Annotated in this window: 16 protein-coding genes; 13 read left to right on the top strand and 3 right to left on the bottom strand. The window is 44.0% G+C overall.

The annotated features are described in order from the left end of the window. Nucleotides 1-26: 26 nt before the first annotated feature. Nucleotides 27-881, top strand: a complete 855-nt coding sequence (locus LCD32_RS17565) for a polysaccharide deacetylase family protein (RefSeq protein WP_060781559.1) — start codon at nt 27-29, stop codon at nt 879-881. Between the two features lie 170 nt (nt 882-1051). Continuing rightward, entirely contained in the window at nt 1052-1417 is a 366-nt protein-coding gene (locus LCD32_RS17560; RefSeq protein ID WP_024719529.1) for a VOC family protein, read from the top strand. Nucleotides 1418-1486: 69 nt separating this feature from the next. On the opposite strand, the gene ribD is transcribed toward LCD32_RS17560, so the two are convergent. The 3 genes from ribD to LCD32_RS17545 are packed head-to-tail and all read right to left on the bottom strand — an operon-like array spanning nt 1487 to nt 4197. Then, the gene (gene ribD / locus LCD32_RS17555) at nt 1487-2578 is read right to left on the bottom strand and encodes a bifunctional diaminohydroxyphosphoribosylaminopyrimidine deaminase/5-amino-6-(5-phosphoribosylamino)uracil reductase RibD (protein WP_065461343.1); all 1092 of its coding nucleotides are present in this window, start codon (nt 2576-2578) and stop codon (nt 1487-1489) included. Then, nucleotides 2565-3326: a GTP cyclohydrolase II gene (locus tag LCD32_RS17550; RefSeq protein WP_008345606.1), complete on the bottom strand. Its 762-nt coding sequence runs from the start codon at nt 3324-3326 to the stop codon at nt 2565-2567. Before LCD32_RS17550 ends, ribD begins: the two co-directional genes overlap by 14 nt. Then, nucleotides 3304-4197, bottom strand: coding sequence for a VOC family protein (locus tag LCD32_RS17545; protein WP_060781557.1), 894 nt, complete (start codon nt 4195-4197; stop codon nt 3304-3306). Before LCD32_RS17545 ends, LCD32_RS17550 begins: the two co-directional genes overlap by 23 nt. Nucleotides 4198-4376: 179 nt before the next feature. Here LCD32_RS17545 and LCD32_RS17540 point away from each other — a divergent pair, with 179 nt between their 5' ends. The 11 genes from LCD32_RS17540 to isdG all read left to right on the top strand — a co-directional run bounded on the left by LCD32_RS17540 (nt 4377) and on the right by isdG (nt 14696). Next, a complete protein-coding gene (locus tag LCD32_RS17540; protein WP_007497926.1) occupies nt 4377-4709 on the top strand; it encodes a winged helix-turn-helix transcriptional regulator in 333 nt (110 codons plus the stop codon). A gap of 370 nt (nt 4710-5079) precedes the next feature. Beyond that, nucleotides 5080-5538, top strand: a complete 459-nt coding sequence (locus tag LCD32_RS17535) for an NEAT domain-containing protein (RefSeq protein WP_058337097.1) — start codon at nt 5080-5082, stop codon at nt 5536-5538. 20 nt (nt 5539-5558) lie between these two features. Continuing rightward, complete coding sequence (gene isdC / locus LCD32_RS17530) at nt 5559-6215, top strand: heme uptake protein IsdC (protein WP_057078871.1); 657 nt, start codon at nt 5559-5561, stop codon at nt 6213-6215. A 19-nt stretch (nt 6216-6234) separates the two neighbouring features. Beyond that, entirely contained in the window at nt 6235-8088 is a 1854-nt protein-coding gene (locus tag LCD32_RS17525) for an NEAT domain-containing protein (RefSeq protein ID WP_165379201.1), read from the top strand. Nucleotides 8089-8165: 77 nt separating this feature from the next. After that, entirely contained in the window at nt 8166-9053 is an 888-nt protein-coding gene (isdE, locus tag LCD32_RS17520; protein ID WP_035389930.1) for a heme ABC transporter substrate-binding protein IsdE, read from the top strand. A gap of 33 nt (nt 9054-9086) precedes the next feature. Next, nucleotides 9087-10073, top strand: coding sequence for a FecCD family ABC transporter permease (locus LCD32_RS17515; protein ID WP_007497915.1), 987 nt, complete (start codon nt 9087-9089; stop codon nt 10071-10073). Next, entirely contained in the window at nt 10060-10830 is a 771-nt protein-coding gene (locus LCD32_RS17510; RefSeq protein ID WP_224564380.1) for an ABC transporter ATP-binding protein, read from the top strand. The genes LCD32_RS17515 and LCD32_RS17510 overlap by 14 nt, the downstream gene beginning before the upstream one ends. 26 nt (nt 10831-10856) lie before the next feature. After that, on the top strand, nt 10857-11606 hold the full coding sequence (gene srtB / locus LCD32_RS17505) for a class B sortase (RefSeq protein WP_048002469.1): 750 nt from the start codon (nt 10857-10859) through the stop codon (nt 11604-11606). Between the two features lie 18 nt (nt 11607-11624). After that, nucleotides 11625-12563, top strand: coding sequence for an ABC transporter substrate-binding protein (locus tag LCD32_RS17500; protein WP_065461330.1), 939 nt, complete (start codon nt 11625-11627; stop codon nt 12561-12563). Continuing rightward, complete coding sequence (locus LCD32_RS17495) at nt 12560-13573, top strand: FecCD family ABC transporter permease (protein WP_008345586.1); 1014 nt, start codon at nt 12560-12562, stop codon at nt 13571-13573. Before LCD32_RS17500 ends, LCD32_RS17495 begins: the two co-directional genes overlap by 4 nt. A gap of 1 nt (nt 13574) precedes the next feature. Beyond that, nucleotides 13575-14696 carry a heme oxygenase gene (isdG, locus tag LCD32_RS19310; protein ID WP_035702523.1) on the top strand — a complete coding sequence of 374 codons (1122 nt, stop codon included), beginning with the start codon at nt 13575-13577 and terminating at the stop codon, nt 14694-14696. The last annotated feature ends 288 nt before the right edge of the window (nt 14697-14984 follow it).

Here is a 14984-nt window from a genome sequence, read left to right as displayed (position 1 = left end):
AGATAAAGAGAAAGCAGGATTGGTGAATGAAAAAAACATGTATGTGGCTTGCAGTTGGTGTAGTCATGCTGCTCATTTCGGGCTGTATGGGTACGAAACAGCAAACAGAAGGAAACCAGCAAGCCATCAAAGAGGTAAAGGGTCAAGTACAAACGAAAGAAACAACAGAAACGCAGCAAATTGAAGCGGCAGAGATAGACAAACAAAACTGGATTCAGCAAAAGGAACCCGTTGCGCTTCCAATCTTGATGTATCACAGTATTTCCAGCGGTAATTCGTTACGTGTGCCAAAAAGCGAATTTGCGGCTCATATGAAATGGCTGAAAGACAACGGCTATGTCACGCTGTCGCCGAAAGAGGCATATCAAGTTCTCGCGACCAATTCGACACCAAGTGAAAAGTATGTTCTTATCACATTTGACGATGGATACACGGATAACTACACAAAGGCATTTCCGATTTTAAAAGAATATGGAATGAAAGCCACGATTTTTATGATCGAGCAGTCCATTGGCCGTCCGCATCATTTAACCGATGCTCAAATGGATGATATGATGGCGCATGGTATTTCAATAGAGAGTCACACCATTCATCATTTAGAACTCAATCGTTTAACACAGAAGCAGCAGGAAGAAGAATTAAAAGGATCGAAGGTATTCTTTGACCAGCGGTTTTCTCAACAAACGATCATGGTCAGCTATCCGGTCGGTCGCTATAACGAAGACACACTGAAGCTGGCGAAGGAAGCAGGATATGAAATGGCTGTGACCACTGAACCAGGACATGCGAAAAAGGAACAAGGCATGATGTCCTTACACCGCCTTCGCATTTCACCAGGACTTTCACCCGAAAGCTTCGGCAGGCTGATAGAGGGAAATTGATCAATATTAGATCACAGATGTTTCACATGAAACATTTTACGACACGTTTCGTGGAGATGATTTGTGGATCGACAACATCATCGGGCTTGAGTACACATCTAGGTATATTCTTCAGACGTGAACGTCACACATAATGTTTTTTAAATGATGTGAAAAGGGAGAGAGCAAAGATGTCAAATTTTCTTGGAATTGATCATGTCCAGTTAGCTGCCCCAAAGGGGAGTGAAGAGAAGGCACGTTTGTTTTTTGGGGAGATTCTAGGAATGAAGGAAATACCTAAGCCTGTTCACCTAGCAAAACGTGGTGGTGTTTGGTTTCAGTGTGGCAATCAACAGCTTCACATTGGCATTGAAGATCAGTTTCAAGCAGCGAAAAAAGCTCATCCAGCTTTTCAAGTAAAAAAATTATCAAATTTAAAAGAGACATTAATGAAACATCATATTCTTATAAAGGAAGATCAGCCGTTAGATGGAGCCATCAGGTTTTATGTAGATGATCCATTTGGAAATCGAATTGAATTTTTAGAGAGACTGTAGAAAATAAATCTTGTGAGAAACAATAAGGATGTCGAGAAAATCTCGACATCCTTATTTTATGAAAGTAGGTTATTGATAAACAGGATAACCCGTTATCTTTATATCTTTTCCGAGTGGTTCAAGAGAGAGTTGATCGAGTTCAATTGCATCACTCATGAGGCGTATGCCTTCGCCTCCGAAAAAAGAAGGAGAGAGTCGTCCGCCAATGAGCTTGGGCGCCATGTAGATGACGAGTTTATCGACCAGCTGCTGTTCTAAAAATGAGGCATTGATTTGTCCTCCGCCTTCAATCATCAGGGAGGAGATATTTCTTTCTCCGAGCACTTGAAGTACTTCTTGTAAGGGCACCCGGATATCGCTATCCGTCATGATGACGCTGACGCCAGCTGCTTCTAAAACAGCTCGTTTTTCTTCATCGGCTTGTTTTGTTGTAAAGATCCATGTTGGCGCCATTTGATCCGTGACCACCTTTGCCGTCAGCGGGATAGACAGCTTAGAGTCTAAGACAATTCGAATTGGATGATGACCGTTTGGAATCCGTGCTGTTAATGAAGGATCGTCGTGAATGACGGTTTGCGCACCGACCAAGATCGCATCGTTGATACTGCGAATGTGGTGCGCATCATAACGGGACGTTTCTGATGTAATCCACTTGCTGTCAGACGTAGCAGATGCAATTTTTCCGTCTAACGTAATGCCTGCTTTGAGTGTCACGAAAGGCGTTTTTTTCGTAATAAAGTGGTTGAACACTTCATTCATGAGAATGGATTCCTGCTCCATGACGCCTGTGATGACTTGAATACCTGCATCTTGTAAAATGGCAATCCCGCGCCCGGCAACAAGCGGGTTCGGATCCAGTGCAGCAACGACGACTTTTTCTACGCCAGCTTTCACAAGTGCTTCAGCGCATGGGCCTGTGCGGCCATGGTGGGAACAAGGCTCTAGTGTTACATAGATCGTGGCACCTTTTGCCTTGTCTCCAGCCATTTTAAGTGCATGAATTTCTGCATGTGGTTCGCCGGCCTTCATATGCGCCCCGACCCCAACAATTTCATTTTCTCGCACAATCACAGCCCCGACAAGCGGATTGGGAGATGTCTGACCTTTCATTGCTTCAGCATTTTCAAGGGCTAGTTTCATATATCGCTCATGATGTGGCAATCGTACGCACCTCTTGATCCGCCTTCATATGACCTGAGCGGTTAATTTTTGTCTGCAAGTATTTCTCATTGAACTCAGAGACATCACCCCAAAGTGGAATCCGTCCAGAAAGAGAAAGGCCTGCATGGCTGATGGCATCCGTCTTTTTCGGATTATTTGTGATAAGTCTGACTGGCTTTGTACGAAGTGTTTGAAGAACAGCAATCGCTTCTTCATATTGACGTGTATCATCTTCAAAGCCCAGTGCTTCGTTTGCTTCTACTGTATCGTAGCCGTTTTCTTGCAAGATGTAGGCCATGGCTTTACTGAAAAGACCGATCCCGCGTCCTTCATGGTTGGCTAAATAAAACAGTGCGCCTGCTCCATTGTCCTCAATCATTCGCATAGACTGTTTCAATTGGAACCCGCAATCGCAGCGTTTGCTTCCGAAAATATCGCCGGTGTGGCAGATGGAATGCATGCGGATCAGCGCTTCATCAGCATGTTCGAAATCTCCGTAAACAAGGACACTTGATTGCTGATGATCTGCAAGCTCACGGGAGGAAAGGCTTTCGATTAAAGCTTCATCTGATAATGGTTCTTTCCCATCGTCTTTTAACCATGAATACCAGTTAAACATGACCGTTCTACCGTCTAAATTCACTGGCAGTTTAATAGGTCCAGTGATATATATAAATCCGTCTTCTTGCTGTACTCGTTTGATTTTATCTTTTAAAATGGCTGTTTTAACCTCTGTGTGTTTGTCCATATTCTGCACCTTCTTTTTTGTCTGTTTCTTCAATCTGTAAACGAACGAGAACGCCAAATGGATCAATAAATTCGTTACTTTTTCCTGTCGTGTTCATGTGAACACCTGCTTTTGTCAGACGTTCGACGACGGATGTTCTATCGTCTTCTTTTGGGAAAACCAGTGTATAGCTTCTAATTCCTGAAAAACGTGGATCAATGGCTCCTTTTCTCCCGCGTCCCCATGCATTAAAGGCAAGGTGGTGATGATAGACGCCACCAGCAACGAATAAGCTGGCTGGGGGAGCCATTCGGATATGAAAACCGAGCGTGTTCACATAAAAGGAATCGGCTTCTTCTGGGTTGAGATGGAAATGCAAGTGTCCCATGACTGTACCAGCCGGGAGTCCTTCCCAGGTGGAATCAGCGGCTTCTTGCAGGAGACCATCTCCATCAAGCGGAGCATTTCCGCCACCTTTCAGCTCTCCATGCTCACCTACCCATATGTCCTGAGGACGATCAGCATAAATCTCAACGCCGATGCCATCTGGATCACTTAAATAAATGGCTTCACTGAAAAAGTGATCGCTTGCTCCAATTAAAGGATAGCCTTTTTTGATCACATGCGCCAGCCATGTGCCCAGGTTTTTTCTGGTAGGTAATAAAACCGCAAAATGATAAAGTCCTGGCTCATGATCCGGCTTCTCTTTCAGCTGCACATCTTCTTTCAGCACAAGGATTGGTTCCTTTGAGTTGCTGCCAAGCGTGACAGTAGAATCCGTTTGTTCTAATAAAGTAAAACCTAAAATGTCTGTATAAAAAGGCAAAGAACGCTCAAAGCTGGACACATGTAATTCTGTTACACCTAATCTTACCTGCTCTATTGTATTCAAAGCTCGGTCATCTCCTTCATGTTATATGCATCTGTATGTTCAATGGTTTATTGAAAATTGATAAAAATGATTACCTTGTTACTTTTAGTAACTAAACTATATAATAGTTAGTGACTTATTTCAAGTAATTAATTATGTTATAATGAAAAAAAGTAGAGAAAAGCAGGAGGGAGTAAAGTATGGCTCAAGTAGATGGCTGCCCAATTACAGATGCCATGGAGATTTTAGGGAAGAAGTGGGTGATTCTCATCATCAATCAGCTTTTGACAGGGCCAAAACGTTTTTGTCAGCTAGAAAATGAAATGAACATCAGCGGACGGTTATTATCAGAAAGGCTGAAAGATTTAGAAGCTGAAGGCCTTGTTGAGAAAAAAGTATATCCCGACATTCCCGTGCGGATTGAATATGAACTAACAGAACAAGGAAAGAAAATTGAACCAGTCATACGGGAAATGTATGCTTGGTCTTTAGAGCGTAAAAATAGTGAAAAGGGTGAACATGTCCCTTCTTAATCGATTTCGATCAGTGTCCCTGATCGATTTTTTTTGTGATTTTCCAAAAATCTAAGTCAATAGTATGAAAAATGATGTTGACAATAAATTCATTCATCATATAATATCAAGGAGAAGAGGGTTCTTTTCCCTGTAATGGAATGGGGAGGTTATGCCATGGTATCATGAATGGGACAGATTACCTAAACCGTGTATCACTACATCATGTAGCAGCAGACATCTTTGACTTGTCGAAAGCAAAGATTTATTTTTTAAACTCAATTGATAATGATTATCATAATCATTTATGAGTGTGATTCATACGCTGATAAAGGTTATTTTTTTTATTATCTATTGAGAATAATTATCAATATCAATTAGGAGGATATATATGAAATCACTTCGTTCAGCATCACACGTCTTATTATTCTTTAGCTTTGTTCTATTGTTTGCTCTAGCCCCGGTTAGCTCTGCCTCAGCAGCAGGCTTAGCAGATGGTCAATATTCAGCACAATATGTGGTATGGAAAGCAGACAGTGATTCAACTTCAACAGCAAATACGTATTTTGAAAAACCAGCTAAGCTTGTTGTGAAGGACGGAAAAATCAAAGCGCAAGTCACGTTAACGAACAGCTCTTGGATTACAAGCTTTAAAACATTGGATCAAGGTGTCTACAAAGATGCGAAGGTGATCAGTACAAACGCAGCTGCCAACAAGAGAACGGTAGAGTTCAATGTCAACAGCCTGACAGATGTTGTACCAGCTAAAGTGAGTGTGACTGTACCGGTCATTGGATATACAGGCAATTACGATATTCGCGTCAAGTTTGATGCAGCAACTGTTCAATAAAAAGGGAGGAAATTCATCTGATGAAAAAATGGATCAGGATGCCAGCCTTTGTGGCTGCATTATTGCTGGCACTTATACTGCCTTTTTCAAATGCACAGGCTGCCTCATTAAATGATGGTACATACTCCGTCAATTACACTGTGATGAAGGCCGAAGGAACTGCCGTTTCGATGGCAAATGATTACTGGCTGAAGCCGGCAAAAGTGATCGTGAAAAATGGCAAGCTGACTGTGCAAATGACCATTAAAAACAGCAGCTGGGTAACGGAATTTAAAGTGCCGGGAAATGGTGGCTATGTCGATACGACGGTTCTATCAACGAATAAGAAAGCCAATACAAGGCTTGTTCAATTCCAAGCACAGAGTTTGTCTAAACCAATCAAGTCAAAAATCCATGTCACAGTCAAATCGGCTGATTATGATCACGACTATACCATCCAGCTGAAATTCGATGAAAGCAGCATCAAGTCACTTTCTTCTGACAGTTCAAAAGAAACAGCAGGTGCAGCAAAACATCAAGAAACATCAAAAGAAACAACCAAAACAACTGATTCATCCACCAAAACAAAACAAGAAGAAAATCCTCAAACTGGTGATACAAGCCAGATGGGATGGCTCCTTGTGCTTGTCTTATGTTCAGGCGGGTTTTTAGCGAGAAAGTGGATCATCAAGCATTAACGGAAGGAAGTGTCATCTTTTGAAACGTCTTTTTCATCTACAGACAGCTATTCTGCTCGTTTTATTCAGTTTGTTGACTGCGTTTCAGCTGCCTCAAGGAACGGCTCAGGCGGCATCATTGGCTGATGGTGAATATACGGCCGGATTCACCATTTTAAAAAATGGCAGCACTGAAGCATCCATGATGGATACGTATACAGAAAAGCCAGCTAAGCTCATCATCGAAAATGGCAAGACGACTGCCTATCTTACGCTGAAGCAAAGCAAAGAAATCACAGATTTCAAGGTCGAACAAAATGGCTCTCTCGTCACCACTGAAACGGTCAGTGAAGATGAGACAGCGAATACGCGTGTGATCAAATTTGATGTAGCCGATGTATCAGCCAAATTAAATGGCTGGGTCAAAATTTACTGGGACTTAGGCGGCTTTATTTATGATGAGGCGTATGACGTACAGATCGCTTTCGACGAGAGCAGTCTCACACTTGTCACGCCTGCGAAGCCAGACGATAGTGAAACAACACCAGATGATCAAAACGGTACGACGCCAGGCGACAGCGAAACAACACTAGATGATCAAAATGGTACGACGCCAGGCGACAGCGAAACAAAGCCGGATGATCAAAGCGGCACGACGCCAGGCGACAGCGAAACAAAGCCGGATGATCAAAGTGGCACGACGCCAGGCGACAGCGAAACAAAGCCAGATGATCAAAACGGCACAACACCAGTTGATTCGACGCAGAACCAATTAAAAGATGGTGTGTATCGTATCAACTACAGTGTGCTGAAGGGCGATGAGGATGAGGCATCTCGGATGAGCCAATACTTCTCACATCCAGCATCGTTAACCGTTAAAAATGGAACGCAAACCGTTTCCTTTACGGTGAAGGATCATACGTCAGTTGATTCTTTGAAAATAGAGAGAAACGGTTCTTATCAAGAAGTGAAAAACGTGAGCACAGATCAAGCAAAGAACACAAGAGTGGTTTCATTTGAAGTGTCTGATCTGAAAAAAGCAGTTAACGGAAAAGTACACATTGTAGTAGCAGCCGCTCACTATGATCAAACGTACGATATTCGTTTTCAATTTGATTCAAAAAGTATCGTTCCACTGAAGGACGGTCAAATAGAGGAAGAAACCCCGGCTACACCAGAAACACCAAAACCAAATAAACCAGCACCAGACACAACGAACGGCGGAACGAATCAAGAGACAGTTCAGCTAAAAGACGGAGTGTACAAGCTTCCTTTTTCAATGAAAAAAGCAGACAAAGATGAGCTTTCTCGCATGAACGATTACGTCGTGAGCCCTGCGACATTGGTGGTGAAAAATGGCCGCCATTTCGTTTCATACACTGTGAAGAACAGCTCAGCCATCACGTCGTTCCAAGTAGGAACCGGCGGTAAATTTGAAGAGACGCTAGTTGCAAAGGCTGATCAAAAAGCAGATACACGAGTGATTCAATATGAAGCAAAAAGTTTGAGTAGTGATCAGGCAGCACGCGTGAAAATTGACATTCCAGCTGCAAATTATCATGAGCAGTACGATGTCAAACTTGTCTATGATACGAAAGGTATCGCAAGTGGTGAAGGAAGCGGAATTGCGACGGTGATCGGAGACGATGAGAGCATCGGATTTGTGAAAAATCCAAATGATCACGATTCTCAACCAAACCAGCTTGCGAATCTCGCCCCTGAGGAAACGGGTGCAGAGCAGATGACCTTTACGCCATCAGATGACCAAACCAAGTCTGAGACAGGTCAGCTGAACCCAAAAACAGGAGATACTTCACTTCTTTGGGTGTACATTCTTTTATTCGGCGGGTCACTATTCGTGCTCGTCAGAAAGTATCAAACTCGTACAAGATAAAGAATCTATGTTAAGTGAGGTGCGCCATTCATCTCGGCGCATCCACTTCCTTTTTTTCGAAAGGAGGCTTCCGTTTTTTGAAGCATCGAATGTTATGTACCCTGATCACGGCTCTATGTGTGTGCGTCTTTTTAGCAGGCTGCTCACAATCAGCTGAAAGCTCAGCGAAAGGCAAAAAAAGCGCAGCATCAAGTGCCCGCATTGTGGCAACGACTGTAGCTGCTGCTGAGATCATGGATGCGCTAGAGGTGGATCTTGTCGGGGTGCCAACAAGTCAAAAATCCTTGCCGGCTCGATACAAAGGACTCCCAGCAGTCGGTAACCCAATGAGCCCGGACATGGAAATCATCCAATCACTTCAACCGACAGATGTCCTGTCTGTCACGACCCTTCAATATGATTTAGAAACGCCTTTTCAACAAGCTTCTGTCCCTGCGACATACCTCAACCTTGAGAGCCTGGACAAGATGGAGAACGCCATCACAAAGCTTGGAGAAAAATATGATAGAAAGACACAAGCGAAACGCATTGTGGATGATTTTGAACAAAAAAAGAAAGACATACAAGAGAGAACGAAGGGAAAAGCGAAGCCATCCGTTCTCATTTTGCTTGGTGTACCAGGCAGTTATTTAGTGGCAACAGAGAATTCGTATATCGGTGATCTTGTGCGTATTGCAGGAGGAAAGAACATCGTAAAAGGTGAGAAAATGGAGTATTTGGCATCCAATACGGAGTATTTACAAAAAGCCAATCCAGATATCATTCTCCGAGCCGCACATGGGATGCCGGATGAAGTCGTCAAAATGTTTGATCAAGAATTTAAAACAAATGATATTTGGAAACATTTTAATGCGGTCAAACAAGACCGGGTGTACGACCTCGAAGAAAGCTTATTCGGGACAACAGGCAACTTAAAGGCAGCAGAGGCATTAGATGAATTAACTCGTATGTTGTACCCGTCATAAGCGGCGAATCTTAATGATAAAAGGACGTTCAAGATGAAAAAAACAGGGATTTTATTTCTGATAGTCAGTCTCTTACTAGCCGGCGTATTTATTTATTCCGCCATTACGGGGAGCATTCATGTTACACCGATTGAATTATTGGAAGGGCTTATGACAGGTCAACATGCACAGGTAGAAATCATTAAAGATTTAAGAATCCCCCGCATGCTCATTGCGATGTTTACAGGGGCGGCTTTATCTGTCTCCGGTGTCCTCTTGCAGTCTGTGATGAGGAATCCATTAGCAGATGCCGGTGTTATTGGTATTTCATCGGGAGCTAGCTTCTTTTCTTTAATGGCAATTACAGCGCTTCCTCAATTTTATTTCTACTCTCCTTTATTTTCAGTTTTAGGCGGGGCAATTGCCTGCTTCCTCGTATACGTGTTGTCTTGGAAAGGCGGCTTAAGCCCGATTCGAATGATTTTGGTGGGGATCGCCATCAATGCCATGTTTACAGGGATGGCAGAAGCGTTTGTGACCATTTGCAGCTATTTCAATATCACCATTAATCAGTCGGGACAGTCGAATCTGACGATGAAAACGTGGGGAGATGTCCGTTTAATTGGTGTCTATGGCGTCATTGGGCTTGTGGTTGCGCTTTTCTTTAGCAGATGGTGTAACTTGCTTGCCCTTCAGGATAAGACGGCGAAAAACTTAGGATTGCGTGTGACCAGAATGCGCCTTTTGATTTCAATCACGGCGGTGTTATTAGCAGCGGTGACTGCTGCGGTAGCGGGCGTGATTGCCTTTGTCGGTTTGCTCATTCCCCATATCTCTAGAAGGCTCGTCGGTTCGGACCATCGGGTACTGATTCCATTTTCTGCGTTAAGCGGGGCCTTGCTCATTTTGACGGCTGATACGCTCGGCAGAACGCTAGTGGCACCAAATGAAATCCCTGCTTCTACAATCATGGCTGTCATTGGCGGACCGTTTCTGATCTTTTTATTAAGAAGGGGGGATCGTCTGCATGGACATTCGTGAGGTGTCGTTTTCCTATGATCGGCAGAGGGACATTGTTCAATCGGTCACCACGCACATCGAAAAAGGAAAAATCACGACCATTATCGGTCCAAATGGCTCTGGCAAATCCACGCTGCTTTCTTTGATGGCACATAACCATTGTCCACATAAAGGACAGATTCATTTAAATGGACAAGAGCTGAATGCGTTCAAGCCAAGGGAACTCGCGAGAAAGCTGGCAGTCGTACATCAGCAAAATGAAGCGCCGCTCGATTTAACGATCGAACGAGTCGTGGCATTTGGGAGAACGCCGTACCAAACGATGCGCGGTAGTGACAAGGAAGAAGATGAGAAAGCAATCGAGTGGGCGCTGTCCTGTACCAAGCTGACGGATAAGCGAAAGGTGCCACTCGCCTCATTGTCAGGCGGAGAACGGCAGCGTGTATGGATTGCGATGGCTTTAGCGCAAAAAACACCGATGCTTTTCTTAGATGAACCGACGACTTATTTGGATATGTATTATCAATTTGACATTCTGGAGCTCATTCGAGAGCTCAATGTCGAGCATGGATTAACCATCGTGATGGTCCTGCACGATATGAATCAGGCGATTCGCTATAGTGATGTCATCATCGCCATGAAAGATGGACAAATTATTCGCGAAGGACGGCCCAATGATGTGTTAACAGAAGAGATGGTGCGGCACATTTATCATGTGTCCGTCACAATTAAGCAGGATGCAGAAACAGGGATGTATATCGTGCCTGTAGGCATATAAGTTGTGCAAAAAGCAGGTGAGACAGTGTGAAACGAGGGAAAAGGATCGGGCAGCGAATGCTGACGATCGTCTGTTTAGGTATTTTTCTATATAGCGGTACTGCCATTGGCTTGGAGCTCTTTGGCTATTATCAAAATCGTCAGGTGCTTGCAAAGGCTCAGACACTTTACACACACGAGGATGGAATGAAACAGCGAAAACCTGGAGAAATTCGTCAGTCATTTGATGATTTGCGAAAGGTGAATGAAGACATTGTCGGTTGGATTGATATGAAGGACACGATGATTCAGTATCCAATTGTTCAGTCAAACGATAATGCATTCTATTTAACTCGTAATTATGTAAAGGATGACACACGGGCAGGCAGTATCTTTATGGATTATCGTAATGACGTCTTGCATGAAAGTCCCAATACAGTGGTGTACGGTCATCGAATGAGGGATGGCTCTATGTTTGCTGGTCTCACAAACTATTTGAAAAAAGATTTCTTCCAAGATCATCGCACATTTCAGTACGATACGCTGTACCAAAGCTATGAAGCAGAGATTTTTGCTGTGTATGAGACGACAGTCGACTTTGATTATATTCAGACTGATTTTCAGGATCTTGGTGAATATGCGCACTACTTGCAAGCTGTGCGTAAGAAGTCCATCTATCAAACGAAAACAGACGTATCCACAGATGACTTGATTCTCACATTATCGACCTGTGATCATGTGCTGGCACCTAAAAACAAGCGTCTCGTGGTACAGGCGAAGCTAAAGAAAGTTTACTAGAAAAGGAGAGACAGACGGTTGAAATGTTTACATGTGATTTGGGCAGGACTCGTCGTCGTGCTTCTCCTCGGCGGATGCAGCCAGGCGGCGCCTGTCGAGAATGGGAGCAAGCAAGGTGCGCTCAACATTCAGGATTTTGCCGGCAGAACATTATCGTTTCATGAATCACCTGAACGGATCGTCTCGTTGTCAACTGGCGACATGAGCATCATTTATGCCTTAGGTGGCCAGGTTGTCGGCCGGCCAACTGCCGAATTGCCAGACAATCTACAAAAGGCAAAGTCCGTACAATCAATTGGCACAACCCATCAATTTGATGTCGAGCTGATCACGAGTTTAAAGCCCGATGTGGTGCTTGGGAATGAATCATTAAACAGCAAGGATATCTCTACTATAGAAGGAATTGGTTCACAGCTTCTTTTGACAAGTGCCAACTCAGTGAAGGATATCCAGCGTCAAGTTACTTTATTTGGTGATTTACTTGGAAAGCAGCAAAAGGCCAAAGCGCTCAATACTCAAATCGATCAGCGGATTAAGCAAGTGAAGCAGCCTGAGAAAAAAGTAAAGACACTCGTTGTATATGGTGCGCCCGGCACATATATGGCTGCACTTCCACAATCTTTAAGTGGTGATCTGCTGCGGATCGCTGGTGGGGCGAATATTGCTGAAAATGAACCAGCACTCGAAAAGTTTCCGCAATATGCACAAATCAATGCAGAAAAGGTAATCGAGGCCGATCCAGATCTCATCTTGCTGATGACCCACAGCAATCCTGAAGATGTCAAAGCAGGCTTTATGAGTGAAATGAAGCAAAATGCGGCGTGGCACGATGTATCAGCTGTCAAAAATGGACACGTTGAGATTCTGCCAAGTGACCTATTTGGGACAAATCCAGGCGCAGAAGTCATCAGAGCGATCGATGAATTAGAGAAGAAATTGAAGCGATTGTCATCATGAAGATGAATGCAGAACTAGATTTTCAAAAAAGGCAGTCAAGACGAAAATGGCTGTTACCAGGATTGTTCCTCTCTTTATGTGTGGGCGTCTGTCTAGGACTTGCGGTAGGTTCTGTCCAATTGTCGCTGACGGATTTAATGGCTGTGTTCACGGGATCAGGTCTGCCTGTTCATGAAAAAATTGTCATGGATTTACGGTTGCCGCGTGTGCTCATTGGTTTTCTCGTTGGGGCCTGCCTCGCAGCATCAGGAGCGATTTTACAAGGAGTTGTCCGAAATCCACTGGCTGACCCTGGAATCATTGGTGTGACTGCGGGCGGCGGGTTAGCTGCTGTCCTCAGCATGATTGTTCTTCCGCAATTCACGTATTTGCTTCCGGCAGCCGCTTTTCTGGGCGCCTTATTAGCAGCTCTTGTCGTGTATATGCTGTCATTTGATCAAGGGGTTTCACCGCTTAAATTGATCTTGGCAGGTGTTGCCGTCAATGCCTTGCTTGGTGCGGTGATGAATGGGTTTATGGTGCTTTACAGTGAGCGTGTGCAGGCTGTTTTGCCTTTTCTATCAGGGGGATTAAACGGGCGGAGCTGGCATCATCTTAGCTTTGTGTCGCCATATGCGCTGGCTGGATTATGTCTTTGTTTTTTCGCCATTAAACCGTCCAATCTCCTTTTGCTTGGCGATGAATCGGCTCAGCTATTGGGCCTTCGAGTAGAGCGGACTCGATTTTTTCTCATTGCGCTGGCCGCTCTTTTAGCTGGAGCAGCTGTCAGTGTCAGCGGTTTAATCGGTTTTGTCGGGCTTGTTGTACCCCATTTTATCCGTCTTTTAATCGGAGATGACTACCGGTATTTGCTACCGATTTCAATGCTTGGAGGGGGCGTGCTTGTGGTCTTTGCCGATACAGCGGCACGGGTCTGGTTTACACCGGTTGAATTGCCTGTAGGGATCTTGCTTGCCTGCATCGGTGCACCTTTCTTCCTCTATTTATTAAAAAAGAAAGGGAGGGGTTAAGATGGATGTCATTGCAATGGATGACGTGAGTCTCAGTCAAGGCGGCTTTCGGCTGTCTTCCATTTCAGCAGCTGTTCCTAAAGGGAGTGTGACCGGAATCATTGGCCCGAATGGGTCAGGTAAGTCGACTTTTATCAAAGCGGCCGCACGACTGACCTCAATCGAAAGCGGCATGATTTACATTCACGACATCCCGCAAAAAGAGATGACGGCACAGGAGATCGCCAAGGAGGTGGCAGTTCTCATGCAAACAAGAACCGCCATTCCATCGATGACAGTACGTGAGCTAGTCGCACTTGGACGCAGTCCGCATCGTTCCATCTGGAAAAAAAGCACCACGTCAGATCATGAAGCGATTGAGTGGGCGCTTGAGGTGACGAATAGCCGCATGAATGAAAACAGAATGCTCCATACATTATCAGGCGGAGAAAGACAAAAGGCATATATTGCAATGGCACTGGCTCAGAAGACAGAGACTATCATTCTGGATGAGCCAACCACTTATTTAGACATTGCGCATCAGCTTGAATTACTGGAGCTGCTCAAACAGCTGAATCAAACACATGGCATCACCATTTTAATGGTTCTCCATGACTTGCAGCAGGCCGCAAAATATTGTGACCGTCTCATTGCTATGAAGCGAGGTCAAGTGCATCAAATTGGCTCACCAAAAGAAGTGTTAACAGAAGACTTTTTCAAGGAGGTTTTTGGGATTCAGGCGGAGGTTCACTTAGACGGACCGCATCCGCTCATTATCCCCATTGCCTCCATTCAACAACAAAAGGGAGATGAACCAAACATGATTATTGTAAACAACCAAGTAAGAGTAGAAAAAGGCAGTGCAGACCACCTTGTTAAACGGTTTAACAAGCAGGGACAAGTAGAATTTATGGAAGGCTTTTTAGGAATGGAAGTATGGGTCACTCAACAGACAACTGATTACGATGAAGTGACCATTCACACCCGCTGGAATCGAAAAGAAGACTTTGTGAATTGGACAAAATCTCAGGCATTTGGTGATGCGCACGCTCATGGAAAGGCGAAACCTGAAGGCCTGTTAAAAAACAAAATTACGTACTATGAAGTGCAAGTCACAAGACCCGCTTTACAGAAAAAAGCCTAAATATTCAAAAGCGCTGCAGCGAAGAAGCAGCGCTATTTTTTTGTGATTGTCTCTTTCCGTCACATATTTTTGACAAAGTATTCAAACAACTGACACAATCCCATCCAAATTTTAGGTAAAATTTACTTTATTTTTGAAGCGCATGGGTGTAAAGTACAGGTATAAATAACTAACCGAATGAAAATCAAGAGTAAAATTTCACCGAGTGAACTATATCAAATGGACTTTCATTTGTGAATCATTGAACAAATAGTGAACTTTTTGTGAAATGTTGAGCATAAATATCTC

Origin of the sequence: Bacillus sp. RSS_NA_20 (assembly GCF_020165915.1) — a bacterium.
Classification (GTDB): domain Bacteria; phylum Bacillota; class Bacilli; order Bacillales; family Bacillaceae; genus Bacillus; species Bacillus altitudinis.
The sequence above is the reverse complement of the archived record's forward strand: the minus strand, read 5'-3'. Positions and strand labels throughout refer to the sequence as shown.

Bases quoted from the DNA above. Each gene is read 5' to 3' on its own strand.
- LCD32_RS17565 (WP_060781559.1), top strand. From the start codon at position 27: ATGAAAAAAACATGTATGTGGCTTGCAGTTGGTGTAGTCATGCTGCTC.
- LCD32_RS17560 (WP_024719529.1), top strand. From the start codon at position 1,052: ATGTCAAATTTTCTTGGAATTGATCATGTCCAGTTAGCTGCCCCAAAG.
- LCD32_RS17550 (WP_008345606.1), bottom strand. From the start codon at position 3,326: ATGGACAAACACACAGAGGTTAAAACAGCCATTTTAAAAGATAAAATC.
- LCD32_RS17540 (WP_007497926.1), top strand. From the start codon at position 4,377: ATGGCTCAAGTAGATGGCTGCCCAATTACAGATGCCATGGAGATTTTA.
- LCD32_RS17535 (WP_058337097.1), top strand. From the start codon at position 5,080: ATGAAATCACTTCGTTCAGCATCACACGTCTTATTATTCTTTAGCTTT.
- isdC (WP_057078871.1), top strand. From the start codon at position 5,559: ATGAAAAAATGGATCAGGATGCCAGCCTTTGTGGCTGCATTATTGCTG.
- LCD32_RS17515 (WP_007497915.1), top strand. From the start codon at position 9,087: ATGAAAAAAACAGGGATTTTATTTCTGATAGTCAGTCTCTTACTAGCC.
- LCD32_RS17510 (WP_224564380.1), top strand. From the start codon at position 10,060: ATGGACATTCGTGAGGTGTCGTTTTCCTATGATCGGCAGAGGGACATT.
- LCD32_RS17495 (WP_008345586.1), top strand. From the start codon at position 12,560: ATGAAGATGAATGCAGAACTAGATTTTCAAAAAAGGCAGTCAAGACGA.
- isdG (WP_035702523.1), top strand. From the start codon at position 13,575: ATGGATGTCATTGCAATGGATGACGTGAGTCTCAGTCAAGGCGGCTTT.